Annotated in this window: 19 protein-coding genes and 3 tRNA genes; 17 read left to right on the forward strand and 5 right to left on the reverse strand. The window is 35.4% G+C overall.

The annotated features are described in order from the left end of the window. The first annotated feature begins 54 nt into the window (after positions 1-54). Complete coding sequence (locus tag AC5P2S_RS03675) at positions 55-486, forward strand: RNA-binding S4 domain-containing protein (protein WP_494556265.1); 432 nt, start codon at positions 55-57, stop codon at positions 484-486. Here the strand turns inward: AC5P2S_RS03675 and AC5P2S_RS03680 are convergent. After that, the gene (locus AC5P2S_RS03680; RefSeq protein WP_494556266.1) at positions 483-998 is read right to left on the reverse strand and encodes a shikimate kinase; all 516 of its coding nucleotides are present in this window, start codon (positions 996-998) and stop codon (positions 483-485) included. The two genes, AC5P2S_RS03675 and AC5P2S_RS03680, sit on opposite strands and share 4 nt — an antisense overlap. A 108-nt stretch (positions 999-1106) precedes the next feature. On the opposite strand from AC5P2S_RS03680, the gene AC5P2S_RS03685 reads away from it, so the two are divergent. The 3 genes from AC5P2S_RS03685 to AC5P2S_RS03695 all read left to right on the forward strand — a co-directional run bounded on the left by AC5P2S_RS03685 (position 1107) and on the right by AC5P2S_RS03695 (position 1405). After that, a tRNA-Lys gene (locus AC5P2S_RS03685) sits at positions 1107-1179 on the forward strand. A 36-nt stretch (positions 1180-1215) separates the two neighbouring features. Then, positions 1216-1298 (forward strand) — tRNA-Leu (locus AC5P2S_RS03690). 34 nt (positions 1299-1332) lie between these two features. Further along, positions 1333-1405: transfer RNA gene (locus AC5P2S_RS03695), tRNA-Lys, on the forward strand. A gap of 79 nt (positions 1406-1484) precedes the next feature. Here the strand turns inward: AC5P2S_RS03695 and panC are convergent. Then, positions 1485-2330, reverse strand: a complete 846-nt coding sequence (panC, locus tag AC5P2S_RS03700) for a pantoate--beta-alanine ligase (protein ID WP_494556267.1) — start codon at positions 2328-2330, stop codon at positions 1485-1487. Positions 2331-2615: 285 nt separating this feature from the next. On the opposite strand from panC, the gene AC5P2S_RS03705 reads away from it, so the two are divergent. The 13 genes from AC5P2S_RS03705 (at position 2616) to AC5P2S_RS03765 (ending at position 20339) form a co-directional block, all read left to right on the forward strand. Then, positions 2616-3386: a glycogen/starch synthase gene (locus AC5P2S_RS03705; protein WP_283416416.1), complete on the forward strand. Its 771-nt coding sequence runs from the start codon at positions 2616-2618 to the stop codon at positions 3384-3386. A 63-nt stretch (positions 3387-3449) separates the two neighbouring features. Next, complete coding sequence (locus tag AC5P2S_RS03710) at positions 3450-5015, forward strand: DUF4270 family protein (RefSeq protein WP_494556268.1); 1566 nt, start codon at positions 3450-3452, stop codon at positions 5013-5015. 12 nt (positions 5016-5027) lie between these two features. Then, the gene (gene glmS / locus AC5P2S_RS03715) at positions 5028-6881 is read left to right on the forward strand and encodes a glutamine--fructose-6-phosphate transaminase (isomerizing) (protein WP_494556269.1); all 1854 of its coding nucleotides are present in this window, start codon (positions 5028-5030) and stop codon (positions 6879-6881) included. A 106-nt stretch (positions 6882-6987) separates the two neighbouring features. Next, positions 6988-8418, forward strand: a complete 1431-nt coding sequence (gene porK, locus AC5P2S_RS03720; RefSeq protein ID WP_494556270.1) for a T9SS ring complex lipoprotein PorK/GldK — start codon at positions 6988-6990, stop codon at positions 8416-8418. 34 nt (positions 8419-8452) lie between these two features. Then, positions 8453-9130, forward strand: a complete 678-nt coding sequence (porL, locus tag AC5P2S_RS03725; protein WP_283416420.1) for a type IX secretion system motor protein PorL/GldL — start codon at positions 8453-8455, stop codon at positions 9128-9130. A gap of 47 nt (positions 9131-9177) precedes the next feature. Next, positions 9178-10755, forward strand: a complete 1578-nt coding sequence (porM, locus tag AC5P2S_RS03730) for a type IX secretion system motor protein PorM/GldM (RefSeq protein WP_283416421.1) — start codon at positions 9178-9180, stop codon at positions 10753-10755. A gap of 67 nt (positions 10756-10822) precedes the next feature. Next, positions 10823-12061 (forward strand): type IX secretion system ring subunit PorN/GldN, encoded by a 1239-nt coding sequence (porN, locus tag AC5P2S_RS03735; RefSeq protein ID WP_283416422.1) that lies wholly within the window; start codon positions 10823-10825, stop codon positions 12059-12061. A 59-nt stretch (positions 12062-12120) separates the two neighbouring features. Further along, positions 12121-13152: an NAD(P)/FAD-dependent oxidoreductase gene (locus tag AC5P2S_RS03740; RefSeq protein WP_494556271.1), complete on the forward strand. Its 1032-nt coding sequence runs from the start codon at positions 12121-12123 to the stop codon at positions 13150-13152. 79 nt (positions 13153-13231) lie between these two features. Continuing rightward, positions 13232-13945 carry a phosphoadenylyl-sulfate reductase gene (locus AC5P2S_RS03745; RefSeq protein ID WP_494556272.1) on the forward strand — a complete coding sequence of 238 codons (714 nt, stop codon included), beginning with the start codon at positions 13232-13234 and terminating at the stop codon, positions 13943-13945. A gap of 149 nt (positions 13946-14094) precedes the next feature. Further along, entirely contained in the window at positions 14095-15003 is a 909-nt protein-coding gene (cysD, locus tag AC5P2S_RS03750) for a sulfate adenylyltransferase subunit CysD (protein ID WP_283416424.1), read from the forward strand. Positions 15004-15095: 92 nt separating this feature from the next. Beyond that, positions 15096-16334, forward strand: coding sequence for a sulfate adenylyltransferase subunit 1 (locus AC5P2S_RS03755; protein ID WP_494556273.1), 1239 nt, complete (start codon positions 15096-15098; stop codon positions 16332-16334). Between the two features lie 18 nt (positions 16335-16352). After that, the gene (locus tag AC5P2S_RS03760) at positions 16353-17645 is read left to right on the forward strand and encodes a TSUP family transporter (RefSeq protein WP_494556274.1); all 1293 of its coding nucleotides are present in this window, start codon (positions 16353-16355) and stop codon (positions 17643-17645) included. Between the two features lie 285 nt (positions 17646-17930). Further along, positions 17931-20339 (forward strand): YCF48-related protein, encoded by a 2409-nt coding sequence (locus AC5P2S_RS03765; RefSeq protein WP_494556275.1) that lies wholly within the window; start codon positions 17931-17933, stop codon positions 20337-20339. 118 nt (positions 20340-20457) lie between these two features. Here AC5P2S_RS03765 and AC5P2S_RS03770 read toward each other — a convergent pair whose 3' ends face one another. The 3 genes from AC5P2S_RS03770 to AC5P2S_RS03780 all read right to left on the reverse strand — a co-directional run bounded on the left by AC5P2S_RS03770 (position 20458) and on the right by AC5P2S_RS03780 (position 25379). Beyond that, positions 20458-20973, reverse strand: a complete 516-nt coding sequence (locus tag AC5P2S_RS03770) for a hypothetical protein (RefSeq protein WP_494556276.1) — start codon at positions 20971-20973, stop codon at positions 20458-20460. A gap of 81 nt (positions 20974-21054) precedes the next feature. Continuing rightward, entirely contained in the window at positions 21055-23343 is a 2289-nt protein-coding gene (locus AC5P2S_RS03775) for a TonB-dependent siderophore receptor (RefSeq protein ID WP_494556277.1), read from the reverse strand. A 143-nt stretch (positions 23344-23486) separates the two neighbouring features. Then, positions 23487-25379 carry an ABC-F family ATP-binding cassette domain-containing protein gene (locus tag AC5P2S_RS03780; protein ID WP_494556278.1) on the reverse strand — a complete coding sequence of 631 codons (1893 nt, stop codon included), beginning with the start codon at positions 25377-25379 and terminating at the stop codon, positions 23487-23489. Positions 25380-25527 lie beyond the last annotated feature (148 nt).

The following is a 25527-nucleotide window of genomic DNA, read 5'->3' on the forward strand; positions in this document are numbered from 1 at the left end:
TTTATTTAATGTTAAATTGCAATTAATTTTAACGTGACAAAAGTATAAAAAATTATGAGAATAGATAAATTTTTATGGAGTGTGAGATTTTATAAAACAAGAAACATCGCAGCGGAAGAGATCAAGAAAAACAGAGTCAGCATTGGAGAAAATGCCGTGAAATCTTCTAAAGAAGTGAAAACCGGCGATCTTATTAAAATTAAAAAAAATCAAATCGAGTATAAAATAAAAGTTACAGATATCCCCAAAAGCAGAGTAGGAGCTAAATTGGTTTCTTTATATGTTATTGATATGACAGAGAAAGAACAGTACGAAATCCTGAAAATGAGAAAGTCCGCTCAGGATTATTACAGACAAAAAGGACTTGGAAGACCTACCAAAAAAGACAGAAGGGAAATGGATGATTTTTCCACGAGCGATGCTTCCTCAGAAATGGATAGTGACGATTGGGATGTTTTTTTCTCAGATAATGATGATGAGAATTAAATTTTCAACAACCTGATGATCTCATCAGAAATCTCACTGGCGGTTTTGGAATCCGTATCGATTGTAAAATGCGACTTTCCATAAAAAGGATTTCGTTCAAAGAGATGTTTGGCAATAAACTCAGGGATGTCATTGTCTTCCAATCTGGCAATCAACGGACGAGAGTTCTTCTGAAGCATGACGCGTTCTGTAAGGGTTTTAACAGAAGCTCTCAGAAAAAAACTTTTTGAGAATTGATTGATCAGATCCATATTATTATAATATACAGGCGTTCCTCCACCAAGACTCAGAATAACATTGCTTCTCTCGTTTAAGATCGATTCCAGAATTCTTTTTTCTTCCTTACGAAAGAAGATTTCTCCTTTATTTTGGAAAATTTCGGGTATGCTAAGCTGATGCTCTTCAGAAATTTTCTGATCAAGATCGATGAGCGGGAAATTTAATTTTTTGCTCAAGTTTTTGGAAACGTGAGATTTACCGCTTCCCATATATCCGAGGAGAGAAATTATCATAATTTTATTTTAAACAAAGTTCTAAAAAAATTTTGAGATTTTAAAAAAAGCCTTATCTTTGCACCACTTTAAAACGGAATAGTAATCTATAAAGTTTTGAATGTGGCCGACCTGGTAGCTCAGCTGGTAGAGCAATACACTTTTAATGTATGGGTCCTGGGTTCGAATCCCAGCCAGGTCACAAGCAGAAAAATCCGTAGTTATACGGTTTTTTTTTGCCTGCGTGGTGAAATTGGTAGACACGCCATCTTGAGGGGGTGGTTTCCTAAGGATGTGCTGGTTCGAGTCCAGTCGCAGGCACAGTACAAACTCTGAAGATATTTTATATTTTCAAGACCTGGTAGCTCAGCTGGTAGAGCAATACACTTTTAATGTATGGGTCCTGGGTTCGAATCCCAGCCAGGTCACAATTTACGCAAGTAAATTTTTTTCATATTAATATTTTGTGATTTGGTGTAGAAGCTTCTTGAAAAAGAAGCTTCTTTTTTATTCCAGATGCATGTTGTCAATCAGTCTTACTTTTCCAACATTCACTACAATGAAAGCACGGTAACTTTTATCTTTCGAAAAAAAATCCACTTCTTTCAATGTGCCTTCATCGGCAATCAGAAAATATTCCAGTTCCATCTGGTTTTGTCGGAAAATTTCTTCCACCCTTTTTTTGATTTCAGGGATTGACACAACCCGAAACCAATCATTCACTTTTTTCAATGTCTTATATATAACAGAAGAAGCTTTCTTTTCTGTGTCAGAAAGACGCATGTTACGAGAACTCATTGCTAATCCGCTTTCTTCTCTATGGATTTTTACGCCGTGGATTTTGATATTCAGATTCAATATATCAACGAGTTTTTCAATAATTTTCAATTGCTGGAAGTCTTTTTCTCCAAAATAAGCATTGTCTGGTTCTACTTGCAGAAATAATTCTTCAACCACAGTTCCGACACCGTCAAAATGTCCCGGTCTGGCAGCGCCTTCCATTTCGTTCTCAATTCCGCCAAAATCGTAATGCTTTTTTTTCATTCCGTTAGGATAGATGTCTTCAACTTTTGGGATGTAAACGGCATCAACCAGTTTTGATGTTTCCAGTTTTTTGATATCATCTTCAATCGTTCGAGGGTATTTTTCCAGATCTTCGAGGTTGTTAAATTGTGTTGGATTGACAAAAATTGATGAAACCACGATGTCATTTTCTTGCCTGGCTTCTTGGTAAAGAGAAATATGTCCCGCATGTAAAGCCCCCATTGTAGGAGCAAATCCTATTATTTTATTTTCCTTTTTTTGTTGGATTATATAGTTGGAAAACGACTGTTTGTCATAAAAAACCTGCATTAGCCTGATAATTTTGAACTCAAAGGTAACGGTTTTTACTTTAATTATAGCTTGTCTTCTGTTTTAACTGTAAATGTGGTTTTTGTCTGGAATTATGCTTTGGGGATTTGAAAAGTTAAAAAAATCATTATTTTTTGATGAGATTTAACATTTATAATTTATTAAGTATTTGATATTTAATAAGTTTTAAACAATAATATTAATATTAATTAAAATAAATGTTTTGATTTAATTTTTTGTAATTTTGCAAAATGAAGTTTTTGTACTTCGTTTAAAGTAAATTTTATGCCTAATCAAAAGATTTTATACGTTACTACGGAAATGTATCCCTACCAAGAAGATACAAATATGGGGAGTTTGGTACACAAAATGGCGCTGAAAATGCATAGTGAAGGTAACGATGTGAGGGTTTTTATGCCTAGATTCGGTCAAATCAGCGAGAGAAAATTTCAGTTGCATGAGGTTATCAGACTTTCTGGGATGAACATCATTATTAATGATCTGGATCAGCCATTAATCATAAAAGTAGCTTCTTTGCCTGGTGAGCGTCTTCAGGTTTATTTTATAGACAACGAAGAGTATTTTAAAAGAAAGCAATATTACTTTGATGACGAAGGTGCGCCTTTTGAAGATAACAATGAAAGGGCTGTTTTCTTTGCCCGAGGTGTTATAGAAACGATCAAGAAACTGAATTGGGTTCCTGATGTCATTCACCTGAATGGCTGGATGGCTTCTCTTATTCCTATTTATTTAAAAACTTATTATAAGGATGATTCTTACTTCAAGGATACCAAAATTGTCCTTTCTGTTTATAATGAAGAAGATATTCCTTTGAAAGAAAATACAAAAGAAATTTTGGAGTTTGATAATATTTCTGATTTAGAATCGTTAGATAATCCAACCTTTCTGAGTTTTGTAAACGATAGTATGAACTATGTGGATGTTATCGTGAAGGGGAATGAATTTTTGGAAGAAAAATTGGATCAGGCCTACGGAAAGGCGGAAGCTGATAAATCCGATTATTTGAACGCAGATTCTATAGCAAAGGTTTATTAATTACTACTATTGTTTATAATGATAAAAATAAAAACATTAATGAAATTATTTCCGCTAGTATTAATGGGAGTAATTGTATTAAATTCTTGTGAGGGTGAGCTAGATAATTTTGGTTCTCAATTAGTGGATGGCAATGCATCTGAAGGTTATGACAAAGCATATAGCTTGATTGCATATAATGTTGATAACCATGATGTGCAGAAAGTTGTTACTTCTCAATATGACAGTGTAAGGATAGGTGCGTTTAACGAAGATGTTTTTGGCGGTCAGAAAGTATCCTATATAACGCAGTTAAGATTAAATACTTATAACCCTGATTTCGGTAAGAATCCAGTAATTGATTCTGTAGTTTTAACGCTTAAGCCAAGATATGAAACCGCTACGGATTCTGTAAAAACTAATACAACTGAAGATTATGTTTATCCGGACGGTAATGTGGCAGCTAAAAAAGTAGTTACAACTTATCCGGTTAGAAAATATGGTAAATATAAAATAGGAAAAGATGTTGCCCCATTAACGATAAAAGTTCACGAGGTAATGGATTTCTTAGGTAGTCCTGCCGATTCTATTAATACTAATAAAACGTTTACTCTTAACACAGATAAAGTTTTAGGATCACAGGCTTTTAATGGAACAGTTAATTCAGTTGTAATTACTAAAGATTCTGATGCTTCAGAGCTATTAAATCGTGCTGTTTCGTTCAGAATGAAATTGGATAATGCTTTTTTTCAAGATAAAATCATTGCAAAACAAGGTAATCAGGTTCTTAAAGATGCTGCTTCATTTATCAGATATTTTAGAGGAATTAGCATTTCTGTAGAACAGAACGATGGTTATTTGTTCTCAATGGCACCTAATGATGCAGGAATTACGATCTATTATAAAAATGATGTTACTGCAACCGATGGTACAGGAAATGTTACAAGAACAAAGCAAGAAACTACGTTGAATCTGGGTTCTTCCAATGTCCATCTGAGTCAGGTAATTTATAGTAGAGCAGGAAGCAACTATGGTGGAGCAATGGTGAAAGCGGTTGATATTAAGAATATTTTAAATCCTATTACATCTGATAAGTTTGCACCTAAATTATATATGCAAGGTATGGGTGGAAGCAGTATAGGAATAAAAATTCCTCAATATACAATCGATGCATTGAAGCAAAAGTATAAAGACGATAAAATTGGGATTGTTTCTGCAAAAATTCGTTTATATAATGATGAATCCTGGGATAATTCTTATAAAAAGCCATCCAGTCTGCTAGTTCAAGAAATTATAAAAGATACAGTGCGTTTTCTTCCGGATATGACAACTTTGTCTTCTGCTGGGTATACTCTTGTGAAAACCACTAATCTTTCTACAAAAGAAGCTTACTATGATATAGGAATAACCGCTTCATTAAAAGATATTATCGAAAAGAATTCTAAGCATGATAATTTTATAATTAATGTTGGAAGTTATTTGAGTAATTCTTCTACCGGAGCTCTTTTGGGACAAACATATAATGACAGGCCTTATAATCCTTTTAGAATCGTACTGAAAGGAATAGATGAAAATAATATAAATAATATTGGGCATGAAATACAAAAATCTAAGAATGCTCAGCTTAGAATAATATATACTAAAAAATAAAAACATATAACTATGTGTGGAATCGTTGGATATACAGGTTTTAGAGATGCGTATGATGTTGTAATTAATGGATTACGTCGTCTGGAATATCGTGGTTATGATAGTGCCGGGGTTATTTTGGAGTCCCAGAATGGTGATTTGGAATTCAAAAAAACCAAAGGAAAAGTTGATGATCTTGTTGCTATTTCAAAAGGTTTAAAAGAAACAGCAAAATTGGGAATGGGGCACACAAGATGGGCGACTCATGGAGTTCCAAGCGATAATAATTCTCATCCACATCTTTCAAACAATGGTAAAATAGCGATTGTTCATAACGGTATTATAGAAAATTATGATACTATAAAAACAATGCTTATCAATAAAGACTACGAGTTCAAATCTGAAACTGATACCGAAGTTCTGGTTAATCTTATTCAATATTTCATGGATAAAGAACCAACTTTGGATTTTTCAGAAGCTGTAAGATATGCTTTGAACGAAGTGTACGGAGCATATGCAATTTCAGTTATGCATCATGATTTTCCCGGACAACTGGTTGTAGCGAGATTAGGTTCTCCTTTGGCTGTCGGTATTGGAGAACATGAATATTTTGTAGCTTCTGATGCTTCACCTTTTGTTGAGTTTACAAAAGAAGCGGTTTATCTTGAAGAAGGTCATATGGCTACAATTTCTTTAGAAAGTGGAATTGATATCAGAACTATAAAGGAAAATGCTAAAATCGAACCGGCTATCCAGGAATTAAGACTAAATCTTGAACAGATAGAAAAGGGAGGTTATGAACACTTTATGCTGAAGGAAATCTTCGAACAACCAAAATCTATTCTTGATACCATGAGAGGTCGTCTTCTAGTAGATGAAGGAATCATTAAAATGGCCGGAATTTGGGATCATTTGGAAAGATTAACTAATGCAGAAAGAATTATCATTATCGCTTGTGGAACTTCTTGGCATGCAGGTCTTATCGGAGAATATCTTATTGAAGAGTTTGCACGTGTTCCTGTAGAAGTAGAGTATGCTTCAGAATTCAGATACAGAAATCCGATCATCAGTTCTAAGGATGTTGTGATTGCGATTTCTCAATCAGGTGAAACTGCCGATACGATGGCTGCAATCAAATTAGCTAAAGAAAAAGGAGCTTTCGTGTATGGAATTTGTAATGTGGTGGATTCATCAATTGCACGTTATACGGATGCGGGTTCTTATACCCATGCTGGACCGGAAATCGGTGTTGCTTCCACAAAAGCTTTTACAGCCCAATTGACTATATTGTCATTAATTGCAATTAAATTAGGTAATCATAATGGAAATCTTGGAAAAGCGGATTTTATGAGATTGATTACCGAACTTGATGCTATTCCTAAAAAAGTTGAAGATGTATTAAATTCTGTTGATCAGACAGTGAAAACTATTGCTTCTAATTTTGCAGACGCAACTAACTTTTTATATTTAGGTAGAGGTTATAATTTCCCTGCAGCTCTGGAAGGAGCACTTAAGCTTAAGGAAATTTCGTATATCCATGCCGAAGGTTATCCTGCAGCAGAGATGAAACACGGACCTATTGCCTTGATCGATGAAAATATGCCGATTGTTATTATTGCGCCTAAGGTTGGACATTACGATAAAATAGTTAGTAATGTTCAGGAGATAAAAGCCAGAAAAGGAAAAGTTATCGCAATTGTGAATAAAGGAGATACTCAGGTTTCTGCAATGGCAGACTATATTATAGAGATTCCTGAGACGTCAGAATGTTTCTCGCCAATTTTAGCTTCTATACCGTTACAGCTTTTATCATATTATATTGCAGTTGCAAGAGGTGCTAATGTTGATCAACCAAGAAACCTTGCAAAATCAGTAACTGTAGAATAATTTTGTAGTTTGTGAAATATTCTTTAACAAATTACGTTTTCATTAAAAATTGATAATTATTCATAAAAAAAATTATATATTTACCGCTTAATTTCTTTAAAATAGGATGAAAAGGATATTACTTATATTATTGTCAGCGTCGGTTGTTATCTCTTGCTCCGGTGGAGGTGGAGGAAAAGGGATAACGGGTAATCCTGGTGTCAAAGGAGAACTTGTCCCAAGAGGATCGTCGAAATCATTTATTGCAGAAAGACCTTACGGGATGGTTCCAATTCCTGGCGGTTCTTTTGTAATGGGTATGGCAGATCAGGATTTCGCAGGTACTCCGGAAAAAGCAATGCCTAAAACAGTGACTGTTTCTTCCTTTTTTATGGATGAAACAGAAGTTACTAATGCAGAATATAGACTTTTTATCAATGCTGTGAGAGATTCCATTGCCAGAGGATTATTGGCTGAAGCTGCCGGAGAAGGCGGTGGTGGCGAAGAGGGAGGCAATGGCGGATCTATTGCTGATTATGCTTATGCATCTAAAAAAACTGGAGAGGAGGCTACACCTTACCAAAAATTTTTGGAATCTCAGGGTGGAAGAGATGGCTATGATGAGTCTAAAAAATTAGATAAAAAAGTACCATTAACTTACAATACTTCCGCCTATCCGGATGAAAAATACGCTGAAGTATTAGAGTCAATGTATTTGCCGGCAGATAAAAGAATTAATAATGAGAGAATTATTGACTGGTCTAAGATAAAATATAATTATCAATGGGAAGACATTGCAAGTGCTGTAAAGGATAAGAATAGAGGTGCTCAATATCTTAAAAAAGAAAGTATTGCTGTTTATCCGGATACTACTGTTTGGGTGAAAGATTTTAGTTATGCTTATAATGAACCGTTGTTTGACCAGTATTTTTGGCATAATGCTTATAAAGAATATCCTGTTGTAGGTGTTACATGGGATCAGGCAAGAGCATATTGTGATTTCAAAACTAAATTAAAGACTGACTATAATAACAGTCTTAAAAAGAAAAAACAAAAATCAATGCGTTTTAGACTGCCAACAGAAGCTGAATGGGAATATGCTGCCAAGGGAGGTATACAAAACGCTACTTATCCATGGGGAGGGCCATACTTGCAAGACGACAGAGGTTGTTATCTGGCAAACTTCAAACCTAAAAGAGGTTCATATATAGAAGATGAGAAAAAAGGTAACTATACTTATACAGCACCTGTTAAAAAGTTCCCGAAAAATGGATTTGGTCTATATGATATGGCAGGTAACGTTTCTGAGTGGACTGAATCTCCATATAGTAATTCAACATATGAATTCTCATCGACTTTAAACCCATACTTGTCAAACCAAGCTTACAGAGAAGTTAAAAAGACTGTTAGAGGTGGATCTTGGAAAGATGCAGGCTATTTATTAATGACTGGCTATAGAGATTGGGAAAGAAAGGACTCAGCTAGGAGTTATATCGGATTCAGAACAATACAAGACATTCCGGCTGGAGCAGGTAAATTTAAAAGAACAACTAAATAATTAACTAACTATTACTAACTAAAAATTCAAAAAAATGTTTAAAACTAAAGAATCAATAACAAATTTTGTTTATTCATTTGGTGCAGCTATCGTAATCCTGGGAGCTTTATTTAAAATGACACACTGGCACGTTGGTCCTATTACAGGTAACGTTGCTCTTGCTGCCGGTTTGATTACAGAAGCATTAATCTTCTTATTTTTCGCGTTTGATCCACCAGCAAAAGAAGAACATTATGCATGGGAAAATGTTTATCCTGAATTGTTGGATGAATCTGCTGAAAGACAACCAAGAAAAGTCGTGAATAAAGTAGAAAATAAAGAACTGGAAGTTTCATTATCTGATAAGCTGGACAAAATGTTGGCTGACGCAAAATTGGATGTGAGTTTATTTGAAAGATTGAGAGGCGGAATTGATAAATTCTCTTCGTCTGTAGATCAAATCAACCAAACAGTTGACGTTTCTGCTTCTACACACAAATATAATGAGCAACTGAATCTTGCCGCTTCTCACCTTGAAAGCATGAATGCACTTTATGCGCTTCAACTTGAGCAAGGTCAAAAGCAATCGGAATTCAGCAAAAAATATGTTGAAGATATTCAGAAATCTGCTGCTCAGTCAGAAAAATTCAATGAGGAATTACAAGGTTTAACTTCTAATCTTAACAACCTTAACAGAGTTTATGGTGGTATGCTTAGCGCAATGAAGTCTTAATCACTATCATTTTAATTATTGTTTAACATTTAAATTATTTTATTAAAATGGCAGGAGGTAAACAGACACCACGTCAGAAGATGATTAACCTGATGTACCTGGTTTTCATTGCGATGCTTGCAATGCAGATCGATCAGGAAATCATCAGATCATATAAAGATACCAATGATTCTTTGACTAATACAAGACAAACGATCGTCGAGAGTAAAAATAAGATTTTCTATGCTACTTTACAGGAAAAAGCTAAAACTTCTCCTGAAACATACGGCCCATTATTATCACAGTATGAGGGTTTATCTGGAAAAACAGATGCCCTTGTTAACCTTATTGAAGGTTATAAAGGTGAGATGAGTAAGCAGGCGGAATACGATCCTAACTTAGCGGTTGAGGAAAGTTTTACTGCTCTTAATAATACAGAACCTGCGACTAATTTATTTTTCAAAGATGGTGATGAAAAAAATATTTCTTCAAAATCTACCGATTTGAAAAGCAAAGTCGATGATCTTAGAAATTTTATTGTTTCTAATTTTGCTAATAATTCTCAATTAAAAGACGTAGCGGCAAGAGCTCAGAAAAATCTTTGGGCAGAATTTCCCAAAGATGATAAAAGAGCTAAAGGAGGTAAAAATTGGTTCCAGTACAAATTTTATAATCAACCTTTAATTGCTGCACTTTCTAATCTTGAATTAATAGAGTCGGAAGCAAGAAATCTTCAAGCTGATGCTATTTCTTCTATGTTACAGGAAAAAGTTGATGCTGATATCAAATTCAATGCTTATGAAGCTTTGGTATCTGGTCCTAGTTCAATCATGAAAGGTGAAACTGGACAGATCAAAGTTGCTATCGGAACATTTGCAAGTAATGTTCCGGGATTGAAAATTACTGGAGTACAAAGAGTTGAGAATGGACAAGGTATTATCACACCTAACACTGGTACAACCGGAGAACAGAAATTTGGTGGTGAAATTTCTTTCACTGATAAAAATGGAAAAGTTATCACATTACCTTATTCTCATACATTAAATGTTGTATCAGGACAAGAAGCTTTGAAAGAGCAAAATGGAGCTATATTGCAAGCTGATAAAATGATGGTACTTTACAGAGGATTACAAAATCCTGTTTCGGGAGCTATTTTGGGAGCAGATCTTTCTGCTACAACATTATCTGCACCGGGAGCTTCTGTAAGCGGTGGCAAAGGGAAGTGGATGGTTACACCTGGTGCTGGAAGTACTGTTAAGTTAACAATTTCTGGAAAAGCACCTAGTGGAAAAGTTATCTCACAAGGATTTGACTTTAGAATTAAAAATATTCCTCCACCAAAAGGACAGATCAGAGGTGCTAGTTATGTTTCTATGCCAGCTCCGTCAATTTCTAAACAGACATTGACAGCGACATTGCCAGACTTTGATTTCCCTGTATCTTTTGACGTAGTAAGTTTCAAAGTTAAAGTATCTGGTAAGCCTGTAATGCCGATTAATGGCAGTTCATTAGGACAGGTAGAATCTTTGACAAAAGGGCTTAGAAGTGGAGATGTTGTTACAATATTTGATATCCAGGCAAAAGCTAACGGATTGAATGGAGTTGTACTTCCAAATATTGGTAACGTTATCATAAACGTATTATAATAAACAACTTTTAATTGCGTTTATAAAAAATATTAAAACTGATTGATTTTATACTTCAATTTTTATTATGAAAAAGATTATATATAGTTTACTTTGTCTTTCCTCAGCAATGGCTTTTGCTCAGAATAGCATTCTAAATGCTGGTTCGCCTCAGAAGTTCAGAGAAGATCGCGAGATCAAGAAAGATAGTCTTGGTACTCCTATCAAGTATGCCTTTATAGAGGATAAAGATATCTTGAGAAGTATGGTTGTGTGGGAAATAATTGATATGAATGATAAAATCAATCAGCCTTTTTATCACAATTCTGACGGTCTTGTATCACAAAATAAATCGCTTTATCAGGTTCTTTTGGATGCAGTTAATAACGGAAAAATAAAAGAAGTCTATCAGAGTGATGATTTTATGACGAGGCTTACTCCTGAGCAAATCGTTTCTGCAACTTCTGCAATTCAGGTTGCGGACTATTTTTCCCAGACTTTGAATGAGAATAAGATTGAAGATGCAACTGCTAACAATTTGAAGAAGTATTTTACTTCGATTATTAATTCTACTGATACCGATATTAGCTCTATCAAGGCTTATTATGGAACAAGATTAGAAGATGTTTTGTTGTATAATGACGGTAGTTCTCCTGTTACAACAGATGAACCTGCTGCAGAGCCGACTACAACTAAAAAAGGTAAGAAGAAAAAAGCCCCTGCAAAAAAGGCCCCTGCTAAAATCAATATAGCACCTAATACAATCCTTGTTAAACTGGACGGAAGCTGGTACAAAATTAACAGAAATGATATCTCTGCTAATGTTGATAAGATTGTAACAGGAACTGAAAAAGTAAAAGCTCTGAAACTAATGGGGATGTGGTACATCGATAAAAGAGATACTCAGCTGAGATACAGATTGCTTGGTATTGCTGCAATGGGTGAAGATCCGAATGCTGCAAAACTGAGAGCATCTCAAGCTCAGGCTTTAGCAGAATCTGGCCAGCCGGTTGATGCAGCCTCTCTTGGTGGAGGTGCTGATGATCTTATAGATCTTTTCTGGATTTACTATCCCGATGCAAGACAGGTTCTATCCAGCAATTATATTTTCAATGCTAAGAATTCAACTTCTGATATTACTTTTGATGACGTTCTTAATGCAAGGAGATTTTCTGCGATCATTTATAAAGCTGATAATGGTTTAGGTAGAGGCGGAAGCGGTGTAATTGATGAATATATTCCGAACGATGCAGAAGGACAATTAGAGGAAAGTGACAGAATCAAAGCCCAGATTCTTCAAATGGAAAATGATATGTGGAATTACTAATATTTCTCATAGTCCAAATAAAAAAACCTGAGTATCTTTACTCAGGTTTTTTATTTTTTATGGAACATGTAGATTACATCATCGTTGGAGCTGGATATGCAGGAGTTTTTTTCGCTCATCAATTGATTAAGAAAAAAAAAACATTTAAGATTTTTTATGATGACAATATTTCTGCTTCCCAAGTTTCAGCAGGTGTCTGCAATCCGGTTATTCTGAAACGGTTCAACACATTTTGGAAGTCTCAGGAACAGATCGATTATCTGAATGTCATCTTCAAAGAAATAGAAGCCTATACTTTCAAAAATTATTTGATTAATGAAAATGTTGTTCGAATCTTTCATAATGAATCCGAGAAAGTGCAATGGACAAAAAATTCTCAAAAAGAAGATCTGAAGTCTTACCTTGACCCGGATTTTATAGAGTTGAAATCCGTTAATAATGCTTTCGAAGCTGGAAAAGTCAATCAATCCTGCAGAGTTGATGTTACAGCATTCTTTAGTGATATGTTTAATTATTTGGATGAAAATAATTATTTAATCAAAGAAAAATTCGATCATCAGTTAATTGATATAAAGGACAATTCTTACAAGAATATTTCATTCAAAAATATAATTTTCTGTGAAGGTGTTGCAACTAATAACAATCCTTTTTTCTGTAACATTCCAATTCAGCCCAACAAAGGCCATTGCCTGAAAATTACGTTGAATGAAGTTCCTGATTCTTACATTATCAAGAAGAAACACTTCTTATTCAATCTTCGAAACGATCTATATTACTACGGTGGAACTTATGACCGTTTTGATAAGACTAATAATATCAATGATGAATCAGTCGAAGAATTAAAATCAGGACTCATGGAGATTTATAAAAATAAATTTGAAATTCAGGATATTAATGTAGCATTTCGTGCAACTGTTGCAGACCGAAGACCAATTTTAGGAAGGCATCAGGAACATCACAACTTTTATATTTTTAACGGACTAGGAGCTCGTGGTGTTTATAATGGAAGTTATTTTTCAAAAGTACTGTTTGATTTTATCGAGAATAATTTGAATCTGGAGTCTGAAATTGATGTTAAAAGATTCTATTGAATTTTTAACGCATTTTAAATTATACTAATTTGGTCAAAATTGAATGAATTGTTACATTTGTACCTGATTACATTGAATGATGGAGAACGATTTAAAAGAAACCTTTCAAAAACTGCTTGACGAGAATATAGAACAGAAATCAATAGAAGAAGTTCTGGAGATTCTGGTACAAACTTTTCCCGATGAAGTTTGCTTTTCTACAAGTTTCAGCTTCGAAGATCAGGTCATAACAGATTTTGTCAAAAACTCTGGGATTAAGATTTTCACACTAGATACGGGTCGATTATTCGAAGAGACTTACAACACATGGAATCTCACAAGGTCAAAGTACAATGTCAATATTAAAGCCTTTTACCCAAATCCTGAAGAACTGGAACCTTTCATTCAGGAAAAAGGACCGGATTCTTTTTACAGGTCTGTAGAGAATAGAAAAACTTGTTGCGATATCAGAAAAGTTCATCCATTGAAAAGAGCTCTTAAAGGTAACAACGTTTGGATTACAGGACTTAGAGCAGAACATTCTGCAGCAAGAGAAAATCTATCCCAATTGGAATGGGACGAGTCCAACCAAATCATCAAGTACCATCCAATTCTTTTCTGGACAACGGAACAGGTGAGAGATTATATCAAACAAAATCAAATTCCTTATAATATTTTGCATGATAAAGGTTTTGTCAGTATTGGTTGTGCACCATGTACAAGAGCTATTCAACCGGGCGAAGATTTTCGTGCAGGTCGCTGGTGGTGGGAAGATGCCAGTAAAAAGGAATGCGGACTTCACGTTCACAAGTAAAATTTCAAAATATCCGTAAAGGAAATTTTATCTTATATAAGCGTTATCGACTTTGTGAACCTAATAAGAATTTAGTTTAAAAATCTTTGTGGGCTTTGGGTTAAAATTTTAAATTATATCAAAAGCTACAATAAATAATTACGATAAAAATGTCAAAATATCATTTGGATTATCTGGAGCAGTTAGAATCCGAAGCCATCCATATTTTCAGGGAAGTTGCTGGCCAGTTCGAGCGTCCGGCTTTGCTTTTCAGTGGCGGAAAAGATAGTATTACACTCGTTCATTTGGCGCTGAAAGCTTTTCGCCCGGGGAAATTTCCATTTCCGTTGGTTCACATTGATACAGGTCATAATTTTCCCGAAGTTCTGGAATTTCGTGACCAGTTAGCTGAGCAGATTGGAGAAAAACTCATCGTCAGAAAAGTAGAAGATACTATCAAAGAAAAAGGATTGAGAGAACCAAAAGGAAAATTGCCGAGCAGAAACGCATTGCAAACTTTTACATTGTTGGATACGGTAGAAGAATTCGAATTCGATTGCTGCATCGGTGGCGGAAGACGTGATGAGGAAAAAGCCAGAGCCAAAGAACGTATTTTCTCCGTTCGTGATGATTTCGGACAATGGGACCCAAAACTTCAGCGTCCAGAACTTTGGAATACATACAATGGTAAAATCCACAAAGGTGAACAGGTTAGAGCTTTTCCAATTAGTAATTGGACAGAATTAGATGTCTGGAGTTACATCCTGAAAGAAAATATCCAATTGCCGTCCATTTATTTCTCTCACGAACGTGAAGTTCTCAATCTTGATAACCAATTCATCGCAATGAACGAGTTCGTCAATCTGGATGAGAACGATGTTGTAACTAAAGAAAAAGTCCGCTACAGAACGGTTGGCGATATGACCTGCACCGCGGCAGTTTTGTCGGAAGCGACCAATCTGGAGCAAGTGATTGCCGAAATTATCACGACCAAAACCAGCGAACGAGGCGAAACAAGAATAGACGACAGAACTTCTGAAGCTGCAATGGAAGACAGAAAAAAAGCAGGTTACTTTTAATTATTAATGATGAATTATAAATGATAAATGATGAGATTGGGAAAAGTTTCTCAAAAGCATTTATCAAGTATCAATTATCGATTATCAAAACAATGGACATATTAAGATTCATCACTGCAGGAAGTGTAGATGACGGAAAAAGCACACTGATAGGCAGATTATTGTACGATAGCAAAAACATTCTGATAGACCAACTGGAAGCCGTTGAACGCGCTAGCAAATTCAAGAATGACGGCGAATTGGATTTGGCTTTGCTGACAGATGGTTTGAGAGCTGAACGTGAACAAGGTATTACCATCGATGTGGCGTACAAATATTTCTCCACACCTAAAAGGAAGTTTATCATCGCAGATGCGCCGGGCCACGTTCAGTACACCCGAAATATGATTACAGGAGCCAGCAATTCCGATTTGATTATCATCCTGATTGACGCCAGAAACGGAATCATCGAGCAAACGAAAAGACATTCGATTATTGCCTCATTGCTCAACATCCCGAATGTTGTTGTGGCGATTAACAAACTGGATTTGGTCAATTACTCCGAAGACATTTTTAAAAATATCAAAAATGACTATTCAAAAATGGCAGAACAGCTGTCTCTGAATAACGTCGTTTACATTCCAATTTCAGCTTTAGACGGTGACAATATCGTTGATAAATCCGAAAACCTAAATTGGTATGAAGGAAAAACCTTACTCGATTATCTGGAATCTGTGGAATTGGCAAATACTATCAATCTGGACAAAGCGAGATTTCCTGTTCAATACGTGATTCGCCCTCAGACAGAAGAACTCCACGATTACCGTGGATATGCAGGGAAAATCTCCAGTGGAATCTACAAAGTTGGAGATTCGGTGACGATTTTACCTTCTGGAACCGAGAGTAAGATTTCAGCCATTGAAATCAACCAGCAAAAAGTAGAAGAAGCTTTTGCGCCTCAAAGTGTGATTTTACATTTGGAAGACGATGTAGATATCAGCCGTGGTGATTTGATTGTAAAATCTGATGACCTTCCAAAACTCGGGCAGGAATTAGAAGTTCTCGCTTGCTGGATGGGCGACAAACCTTTGAAATCAGGAGCAAAATATCTAATTCAAAATAATACAACGCAAGTCAAAGCTGTTATCAAAGAAATTGACTATAAACTGAATGTCAATACTTTAGAAAAGCAAGAGGTAGAGCAGGTTTCGCTCAACGAAATTGTAAAACTTAAGCTCAAAACCGCAAGACCTTTAGCTTACGATTCTTACAAAGATTTGGCTTCCAATGGTGGCATTATCTTTATCGATGAGACAAGTTTTGTAACTGTTGGTGCCGGATTGATTCAGTAAATTTAAAAAGAAAAGAACTTGACATCAAAAATTTCACTTCCGGTTTTCATCAAAGCATCGTCTAACAGAATCCTGATTGTCGGCGGTGGAAAATTGGCATCGGAACAGCTTAATGATTTGATGCAGAATATTCCGGATGCGAATATCAGTGTGGTTGCCAAAAGGCTGTCAGATGATATTAAAATCCTTTTATTGGAAAATACGTCTGTCAGAATTATTAATGATGATTTCAAGGACGAGTATTTGGAATTGGCGGATTTATTCATTGTTGCAACAGAAGATTCGGTTAAAGATCGATTAATCATTTCAAAACTAAGGGAACATAAAAATCTTTATTATGCTCCAAATTTTCCATCAGAAAGTGATTTTTTCTTCGAATCAGATTCTGAACAGAAAGAAGAAAAACTACTCTTCCCAATCAATAATGAACAAAAATGGCGAAGAATTGCTACCTTCTTTTTCCTTGCGTTTGTTCTTCTTTTGATAGTCAATATTCTCTCATTTTACATTGGTTTCAAAGATCTGGAAGTTGCTTATCATTATCTTAATTACAATACGGATGAAAGATTTTTCTGGCTGTTTTTAGTTGGATTTTTAGCACAATTAATTGATGGCGCCCTGGGAATGGGTTATGGTGTGACATGTACAGCGGCACTTTTGTATATTGGTATCCCTTTGCCGGCAATCAGCAGCAGTATTCATACAGCAGAGATGTTTTCAAGCGGTGCTTCGGGATTCAGCCATTACAAATTCGGGAATATTAATAAAAAATTATTCAGGAATATTTTGATTCCGGGCGTCATCGGAGCGGTTTTGGGCGCATTGTTATTATCTTATTTCGGGGAAAAATATTCCGGAATTATCAAACCTATTTTAGCAGCTTATACATTTATTCTCGGGTTGAGAATCCTTTTCAATGCGTTCAGGAAAAATAAAAAAAGGAAAAAAACGAGAAGAGTAGGTTGGCTGGCAGGCGCAGGCGGTTTCCTGGATTCTTTCGGCGGTGGTGGTTGGGGACCATTAGTCACTTCCACTTTAATCTCGAAAGGTAAAACTCCACGCTACATCATCGGAACTGTTAGTTTGACTGAATTTTTCGTAACCTTCGCAAGTGCATTGACTTTCTTTTCCGTCATCGGCATCAGCCATTGGCAATTGATTGTAGCTTTGATTCTGGGTGGTGTTTTAGCAGCGCCAATTGCAGCAAAATTAGCAGGTAGACTACCACTGAAAGTAATGTTCATAGGTGTTGGTTCGCTTGTGATAATTTGGAGTCTGAATGTTTTATTGAAAGTTGTAGATCTTATTTGAGCGATATTTTTGAATACGAGTTCAAATACTATATATAAACTCTTTTATAAAAACAAGCTTCTAGTATCATAAATAACTATCTTATATTATAAAACCTTTATATTCTTTTTATAAAGCTTATTTAAAATTTTAAAGCTACCTACCACTTGTTACGTAAAATCAGAGACTAAATTATGGTAGTTTCGAATCTATTCTAATTCTTATAAGATTAATTTAATTATAGATTTTATTTTATTATTAATACTGAATTTAATCTAATATATTTGCAAATATTCAAAACTAACTATGAAAATACTATTTCTTTTTTTTAATTTAATTTCCACTTTTCTTTTTGCACAAACAAATTTGTGGTCATACTATTGGGGTTATGGACCTACTAAAAAGATACAGCATACTTCCAAAAATATTGGCTATTACTCGATCTATAATGATGATGGATTTTCTACTTCTGATAGTAATAGATTAATAAAGACAACAGATGGTGGTATCTCTTTTATGGAAATCACAATTTTTAAAAATCAAATAAAGGATTTTTACTTCGTCAATGATGATATTGGATATCTTATAGATAATTATAATTTTCTGTATAAAACAAAAGATGGTGGTATAACTTGGCACGACATAAGCCCCAAAACTACAGCATATGGACAAGAAAAATTATGTTTTTTCACCGAAAATATAGGCTATTCAACAGATTCGTCCAATAATGTATTCAAAACATCAGATGGCGGTTTGAAATGGACAAGACTTACAACGATACTTGGAGATCATATTTTTTTTCTAAAGGATAATAAGACAGGATGGATTGGTAATTCTGCTACTGGTAAATTATACAAAACGACAGATGCCGGCACTACCTGGGAGCTGCTATATACCAATAATACTCTCTTTAAGGCCTATACAGAAATGTCTTTTGTGGATTCATTACATGGATGGTTCTTGGCAGGCGACAGCAGTATTTCCGGAGAGTATGGCAAGTTATATAAAACGGATGATGGTGGGTCAAGCTGGGATTTAATTTATAATAACTCTACTGTAAAATTTAATCACTTGGTTTTTAAAAATAGTTCTATTGGCGTTGCTGTTGGCAGAAACGGAATTTATAAAACAGGGAATTCTGGATCTACATGGGATTATGCTTCATCCTATTATCCAGATACCACAAGTGCAGCAGATGTCTTTGATGATGTATTTTATATTTCTGGGATTAATGGACTTCACATGAAAACTGAGAATCCAAGCCAGTGGGATTATTCAATGAGATTAGGTAATTCTTCTAACACCTTTGATCAATATAATACACGGCTTATTTCAGCAGGTGGTTATCTGTATGGAGTGAGTAACGCTTATGATTTTTCTTCACGTCAAACAGAATATTACATTTCTAAAATAAAAAGTGATGGCACGCAGTATGAATTAAAGAAAACGGGGATACCGGTAACAAATTCAGGCAGTGTGATTTCTCAGTTAAATTTTCAAAGCGAGAATTCATATTGGTTTTTAAATACCTTACCGTTTCGTTCAGTAGATAAAGGAAATTCTTGGACTCCTTTATATAATTCTTCACAACCAACACTTAATTACAGATTCATCAGGTCTAAATTTTTTGATGATAATAATGGTATTGCGCTTAGCAATAATTATATAGGTGATCAATATAAAATTTTAAAAACTACTAACTCGGGTACCACATGGGACATAATTAAGCAATTTGAGGAAAATACATTTTACAGCGATGCTCATTTTTTCGACCAAAACAATGGGCTTGTAGTTAATTCTAAAGGTGAAATCTTGAAGACCTATGATGGCGGTGTGACTTGGGCTGTTAAATATGTGAAACCTTCTTTATCCGGCGGAGGATTTAGAAAATTATTTTTTGTGAATAACAGTTTGGGATTTGCACTAGAATACGGAAGCGTTGCCAGAACAAAAGATGGTGGAGAAACTTGGAGTGATATGAATATCGATGCCTTGGGAGGCTGTTCGTTAGAAGATATATACTTTATCAATGATTCTAAAGGCTGGCTTTCTGGAGGATGGGGAATATATAGAACCTCAGATGGCGGAGTAACCTGGACTAAAGAAACTAACAATCAGAATTTTGAGTACGTATATATGTTTAATGAAAAGAGTGGTTTTGCAACAAAAGGACATGCTTATTATCAATACCATCCACAACCTACAGCTACTAACGTAACCAATCCTCTAAACAACCAGACAAATGTTCCTCTGAATACTACATTCAAATGGCAAGCCGTTGATAATGCCCAAGCTTATTATGTAAGTTTAGGTAAAACAAGTTCTTTTGATACTTTTTATAGAACTATTACCAGTAATAATTATTTACAACCATTAACATTATTGGAACCCAACACGACATATTATCTTAATGTAATACCATTTACTTCGGCCAATCAAGCCAGTAATAATGTTACTTACAAATTTACTACGGGTAATGTTTTACAAACTTTGGAAAATGATTTAGACAGAACATTCCAAGTTTCACCGAACCCCAGCAGAAGCATTTTACATATTTACAATAATATAAATACTGATTATAACATTTTTGATTTGACTGGAAAAGTTATATTACAAGGGAAGATTAAAAATAATATAATAGATATAAAAAATATACCGCCGGGTACCTACATTCTTAAAATAGGAAATAGTACAAAAAAAATTGTAAAAGAATAATAGCAGTGCAAATCAATTGTTTTTGTATAATCATCAGAAAATTAATGGAATAAAGGCTTCAGCATTTATGTTGAAGCCAAAATTCTTGGCGACAAAAGCAATTAGTCCATTATAAATCTTACAAAAACGTCAGAATCAAAGCAACCACCAATCCGATTGCTGTAAAAACCATTCCTCTTTTGAACGCTTTTGTTTTCGGATTGAACATCCAGAAGCTGGAAATCACAAAAAAGAATAGTGAGATTCCGAAAAAAGTATTAAGCGGAGACAATGTGTCTTTGGATTGGGACTTGTGGAGTTTCGTCATTTTGTCCAGAACAAAAGGCAATTCTTTCTTCTTATATTTGGCTTCACCAGTTTTGATGTTGTAAGTTCCCTGTTTAAAATACATCACATCGCCTTCTGTTTTTTCTATTTCGAAGCCTTTGATTTTAATTTCCTTACCCAGTTTTTTCTCATCCAGATTGGGTTCAAATTTCTTTTCGTAGCTTTTCTCTTTTTTAAGAAAACCCGTATCACGATAAACTAAAAGCACGCCGCTGATTGCATAGACCGCCATCATCCCGGCAAGAAAATAACCGAGGTAACGGTGTGTGATTCTCATAAAAGTTTTTGTGTTCCTGATTTTATCCATTTTTATTTGTTTTATTAATCTGAAAAGTGGAGACAAATGTATGACTCCACTTCTATTATTAGAAATTTGATTTGATGTTTTTTACAATTTATAGGTCAAAGTCACATAAACGTTTCTCGGCATAATCGGGTTGACGGAATAGTTCTCGTGTACGGTATAATTCAATACATTGAACGCATTACCTAATTTTCCTTGAAGAAGGAATTTTTTATACTGATAAGCGATACTGAAATCAACCTGAGTAAAATCTGTCAACGGAATCATTCTGTCCGTCTTCTGATTACCGTTCGCATCTTTCTGGTTATTCCATCCACCATATCTGCTGCCTGTATAGAATGCAGTAGCTCCAATTTTCAATCCCTTGACATATCTGTCAAATGTATAAAAAACTGATGCATTGGCAGTGTTAAGTGGTGTTCTTACAATTCTTTCTCCTTCTATGAAACTGTTAAGGGTATTTGGAGTATCCAAATATGTCATATGATTATAAGAATAACCGGCAATGATTGATAAATTGGCTAAAGGATTCCCGGTAATATCCAATTCCACACCACGGCTTCTGGTTTTTCCAGTCAGTTCTTTTATATTGGTATTTGTGTTGACATTACCTTGGTCATTAAACGGTGCAGTCTGTGCCAGGTTACTGTTGTCAATTTGATAAGCTGTAGCGTTGAACGCAATAGTATTGGCAAATAAGTTCTTCTTGAATCCAATTTCCCATTGATCTACAATAGATGCATCAAGAGCTTTTAGGTTAACGTCAGTTCCTGTATTTGGTGTAAATGAGTTTGTATAACTTGCAAACGTCATAAAAGTATCATTCCACTGGTAAACTAATCCTAACCTTGGTGAAAGCGCATTTTGGCTTGACTTTCCTTTTTCTCCGCTTTTCCCATAAGCAACGGATGTTATACCTGGTCCTGAGAACTCATAATTTGTGATGATTGGATTGATGTTCTCCAGATATGACCATCTAATACCAGCCAGAACTTTTAATTTTTCTGTAACAGAAATTAAATCCTGAATGTAAACGCCAACACGTCTTGTAGGTGTTCTTGTAAGATTTTTCTTTGCAGTTGAAGGTTCGTAACCGCTTGCCCAAGTAGATTCATCAGCTAGATTGATTGTTGGTGGATTTAACTTGGTTCCGTTAGTACCATTAGTACCATATCCTATAGAACCACTGTTTTCCCAGCTACCATCTTGTTTTTGAAAATAGTAAGTATAATTATCTGATTGAAGATAATCCGCATCGGCACCAAAAAGCAGTTTATGTTTTACTTTTCCGGTACTGAATTCACCATTCAAGTTGGCCTGAATAGAGCCATAATTCTGTTCATTATAAGTTCTTGTCAGATTTCTGTTCCAAAGGTAAGAACCGTTGTTGGGTTGAAACTCCCACTGCATTCTTTCATTTCCGAAAAAATCTTTGGTGTAATTCTGATAAGAACCGACAACATTCAGGTTCCAGTTACTATTGATCTGATGATTTAGAGTAACTGTGCTTGTAGCCATCTGTGTATTCTGATATTGAAAATCAGAACCTGGATTTTTACGAATGTCAATTAAATCATTAATAACAGATCTTGATGTATTTTTATCCAAGACCAATGTACCTACACCAAAATCCGGCGTGAAATAATTTTTGAGATAATCACCCTCAACAATTAATTGCGTTTTATTGGATATATTGAAAAGAAAGCTTGGATTGAAATAGTATTTTTGAGAAGTCACATTATCGCGGAAACTGCCCTTATCTTCAAAAGCGCCATTCACGCGGAAAGCAGAACTTTTTGACAAAGCGTCATAAAAATCCAAAGTAGTTTTGTAATTATCCCAACTTCCTGCGCTCAAGGCAATACTTCCACCTTGGTTAAAAAGCGGTTTTTTAGTCACCATATTTAGGATGCCACCGGGAGCTACATTGCCGTAAAGAATGGCTGCGCCACCTTTCAGCACTTCTACACGCTCCATCCCGGAAACTTCTGGGAAGATTCCGCTATTGACACGGGAACCATTTTTATAAATATTTTCAGCTCCGAATATATAACCTCTTGCACCAAAGCTGTCCTGAGAACCGCCTCTTGCAGAGGTAATGTACATTCCATTGACATTCCTGATCACATCCGAAAGCTGCTGGGCCTGCTGTTGTTCAATAATTTCGTGAGTAACAATTGCAGTAGCCTGTGGATTTTCCATCACATCCAGGTTGGACTTTGTAGTGAAAACCTTTGCACGGTTCGGATTTCCTGCTTTATGAAGTTTGACATCCTCTATGGTTCTTACATTCAAAGAATCAGTTTTTGCCTCTTGAGCGTAACCAAAAACAGATAGTGTGATAAAACCTATAGCAACAGCATTTCTTTTCATAGTTTATTTAGAATATTTAAAAACAGTGCAAAAGTATGGAAAGTGTTAATACTTCCCAATATTATTTTAAATAATTCTAAATAAACCTAACGTTATTATTTTAAAGCATTGATTATTAGTGTTATAAATTATTCTGATTTTTATCAGTTCAATAGTTCTTGTAATTCAAGCCAGCGCATTTCGTATTCTTCCAGTTTTTCAGAAAGCGATTCTAGATCTGCGGATAACTTGGAAATTTTCTCATAATCGCTTTCATTGTTGAGTTGTTCCAGGATTTTGCTTCGCTGTGTTTCCAGTTCTGGCATTTCCTTTTCAATCGTTTCCAGCTCACGCTGTTCCTTGAATGAAAGTTTTTTCTTAGTTGACGATTGTTGATTGATGGCTGTTGGTTTCTCTTCTTTTGCAATAGAAACAGCAGATTCTTGATTCTTGTCTTTTGATTCCTGAGACTTTTTGCTTTCTCTATATTCCGAAAAATTCCCAACAAAATCCTTAATTTTTCCGTCACCTTCAAAAGCTAAAACGTGATCCACAATACGATCCATAAAATAACGATCGTGCGAAACGATAATCAGACTGCCTTGGAAGTTCTGAAGAAAATTTTCCAAAACCGTTAGCGTTGGCAGGTCCAAATCATTCGTGGGCTCATCAAAAATCAAAAAGTTCGGATTCTGATACAGCACATACATTAGGTGCAGACGTCTTTTTTCACCTCCCGAAAGTTTAGATATCGGTGAATATTGCGTTTGGTCATCAAATAAAAATAACCTCAGAAACTGCGAAGCCGAAATGGTTTTTCCGTTGGCTAATGGAAAATTTTCAGAAATTTCTTTGATGAAATCAATCACGCGTTCATCGTCCTTATAAGCTAAACCTTTCTGAGAAAAGTATCCAAATTTTATGGTTTCTCCGGTTTCAATCTCGCCAGAATCTTTAGGCTCAAAACCTTGGATGATATTCAGCAATGTCGATTTTCCGGCACCGTTTTTCCCCACAATCCCGACTTTTTCTCCTCGTTGGAAAGAATAAGAAAAGTCTTTCAGCAAAACATTATTCCCGAATTTTTTATTGATGTCTTTCAGTTCCAGAATTTTATTGCCGAGACGTTTCATTTCGAAATCCAGTTCCAAACCTTCTTTTCTTGTATCGGTTTTAGCAACTTTTTCGGTTTCGTAAAACGCATCGATTCTGGATTTGGATTTCGTTGTTCTCGCTTTCGGTTGGCGTCGCATCCATTCCAATTCTTTTCTGTAGAGATTGTTGGCCTTGTCAATCGTTGCATTCAGATTATCTTCCCGAATCATTTTATTTTCGAGATAAGTCGCATAAGAACCGTTGTGAACGTAGAGATTTTTGTCTTCCATTTCCCAAATGATATCACACACTGAATCCAAAAAATATCGGTCGTGCGTCACCAGAAGAAGCGTGATTTTCGCTTTGCTCAGATAATTTTCCAGCCATTCCACCATTTCCACATCGAGGTGGTTGGTCGGTTCATCCATGATTAGAAGCGTATGTCTGTGTTCCGCCCGGGTTTCGGTTAAAAGTTTGGCGAGTGCAACTCTTTTGATTTGACCTCCGGAAAGTGTTCCCATTTTCAGCGTTAGGTCGGTGATTTTCAGCTGTGACAGAATCTGCTTCATTTCGTTTTCCAAATCCCAGGCTTTCTGGATTTCCATTTCAGCAATGGCCTTTTCCATTTCGTCCGGATTATTGGAAATCAAAGAATGGTGGTATTGTTTCAAAGCCAAAATCGGAGGCGAATTGAGCGTCATCATAAACTCTTCGATTGAGAGATTGGAATCGAAATCAATTTCCTGGTCGAACAGAACCACCTGAATATCTTTATTAATCACTACAGTTCCGCTATCGGCAATCTCTTTTCCCATCAGGATTTTCAGAAGTGTGGATTTTCCACTGCCGTTTTTGGCCACGATGGCAATCTTGTCGCCTTCATTCACATTGAAACTGATATTTTGAAACAAGACTTTGACGCCGTACGATTTGGTAAGATTTTCTGCAGAAACGTAATTCATTATGACAAATGATAATTAATAAAGATAAATGATGTGCGAAAGTACAAAATTGAAAATTCAATAGAGAATAATTTGGGCTGCTTTATCCGCACAAAGTTTATCCTGAGTTTGTCGAAGGTTCTGTTTTTTCAAAAAGAAAAAAGTCCGA

Source organism: Epilithonimonas sp. 33E (genome assembly GCF_059372615.1).

Excerpts from the sequence above, each read along its gene's own strand:
- AC5P2S_RS03780 (WP_494556278.1), bottom strand. The coding sequence starts at position 25,379 with ATGAATTACGTTTCTGCAGAAAATCTTACCAAATCGTACGGCGTCAAA.
- glmS (WP_494556269.1), top strand. The coding sequence starts at position 5,028 with ATGTGTGGAATCGTTGGATATACAGGTTTTAGAGATGCGTATGATGTT.
- porN (WP_283416422.1), top strand. The coding sequence starts at position 10,823 with ATGAAAAAGATTATATATAGTTTACTTTGTCTTTCCTCAGCAATGGCT.
- AC5P2S_RS03765 (WP_494556275.1), top strand. The coding sequence starts at position 17,931 with ATGAAAATACTATTTCTTTTTTTTAATTTAATTTCCACTTTTCTTTTT.
- AC5P2S_RS03755 (WP_494556273.1), top strand. The coding sequence starts at position 15,096 with ATGGACATATTAAGATTCATCACTGCAGGAAGTGTAGATGACGGAAAA.
- AC5P2S_RS03770 (WP_494556276.1), bottom strand. The coding sequence starts at position 20,973 with ATGGATAAAATCAGGAACACAAAAACTTTTATGAGAATCACACACCGT.
- panC (WP_494556267.1), bottom strand. The coding sequence starts at position 2,330 with ATGCAGGTTTTTTATGACAAACAGTCGTTTTCCAACTATATAATCCAA.
- AC5P2S_RS03710 (WP_494556268.1), top strand. The coding sequence starts at position 3,450 with ATGGGAGTAATTGTATTAAATTCTTGTGAGGGTGAGCTAGATAATTTT.
- AC5P2S_RS03740 (WP_494556271.1), top strand. The coding sequence starts at position 12,121 with ATGGAACATGTAGATTACATCATCGTTGGAGCTGGATATGCAGGAGTT.
- AC5P2S_RS03675 (WP_494556265.1), top strand. The coding sequence starts at position 55 with ATGAGAATAGATAAATTTTTATGGAGTGTGAGATTTTATAAAACAAGA.
- porM (WP_283416421.1), top strand. The coding sequence starts at position 9,178 with ATGGCAGGAGGTAAACAGACACCACGTCAGAAGATGATTAACCTGATG.
- AC5P2S_RS03745 (WP_494556272.1), top strand. The coding sequence starts at position 13,232 with ATGGAGAACGATTTAAAAGAAACCTTTCAAAAACTGCTTGACGAGAAT.
- cysD (WP_283416424.1), top strand. The coding sequence starts at position 14,095 with ATGTCAAAATATCATTTGGATTATCTGGAGCAGTTAGAATCCGAAGCC.
- AC5P2S_RS03680 (WP_494556266.1), bottom strand. The coding sequence starts at position 998 with ATGATAATTTCTCTCCTCGGATATATGGGAAGCGGTAAATCTCACGTT.
- porL (WP_283416420.1), top strand. The coding sequence starts at position 8,453 with ATGTTTAAAACTAAAGAATCAATAACAAATTTTGTTTATTCATTTGGT.
- AC5P2S_RS03775 (WP_494556277.1), bottom strand. The coding sequence starts at position 23,343 with ATGAAAAGAAATGCTGTTGCTATAGGTTTTATCACACTATCTGTTTTT.
- porK (WP_494556270.1), top strand. The coding sequence starts at position 6,988 with ATGAAAAGGATATTACTTATATTATTGTCAGCGTCGGTTGTTATCTCT.
- AC5P2S_RS03705 (WP_283416416.1), top strand. The coding sequence starts at position 2,616 with ATGCCTAATCAAAAGATTTTATACGTTACTACGGAAATGTATCCCTAC.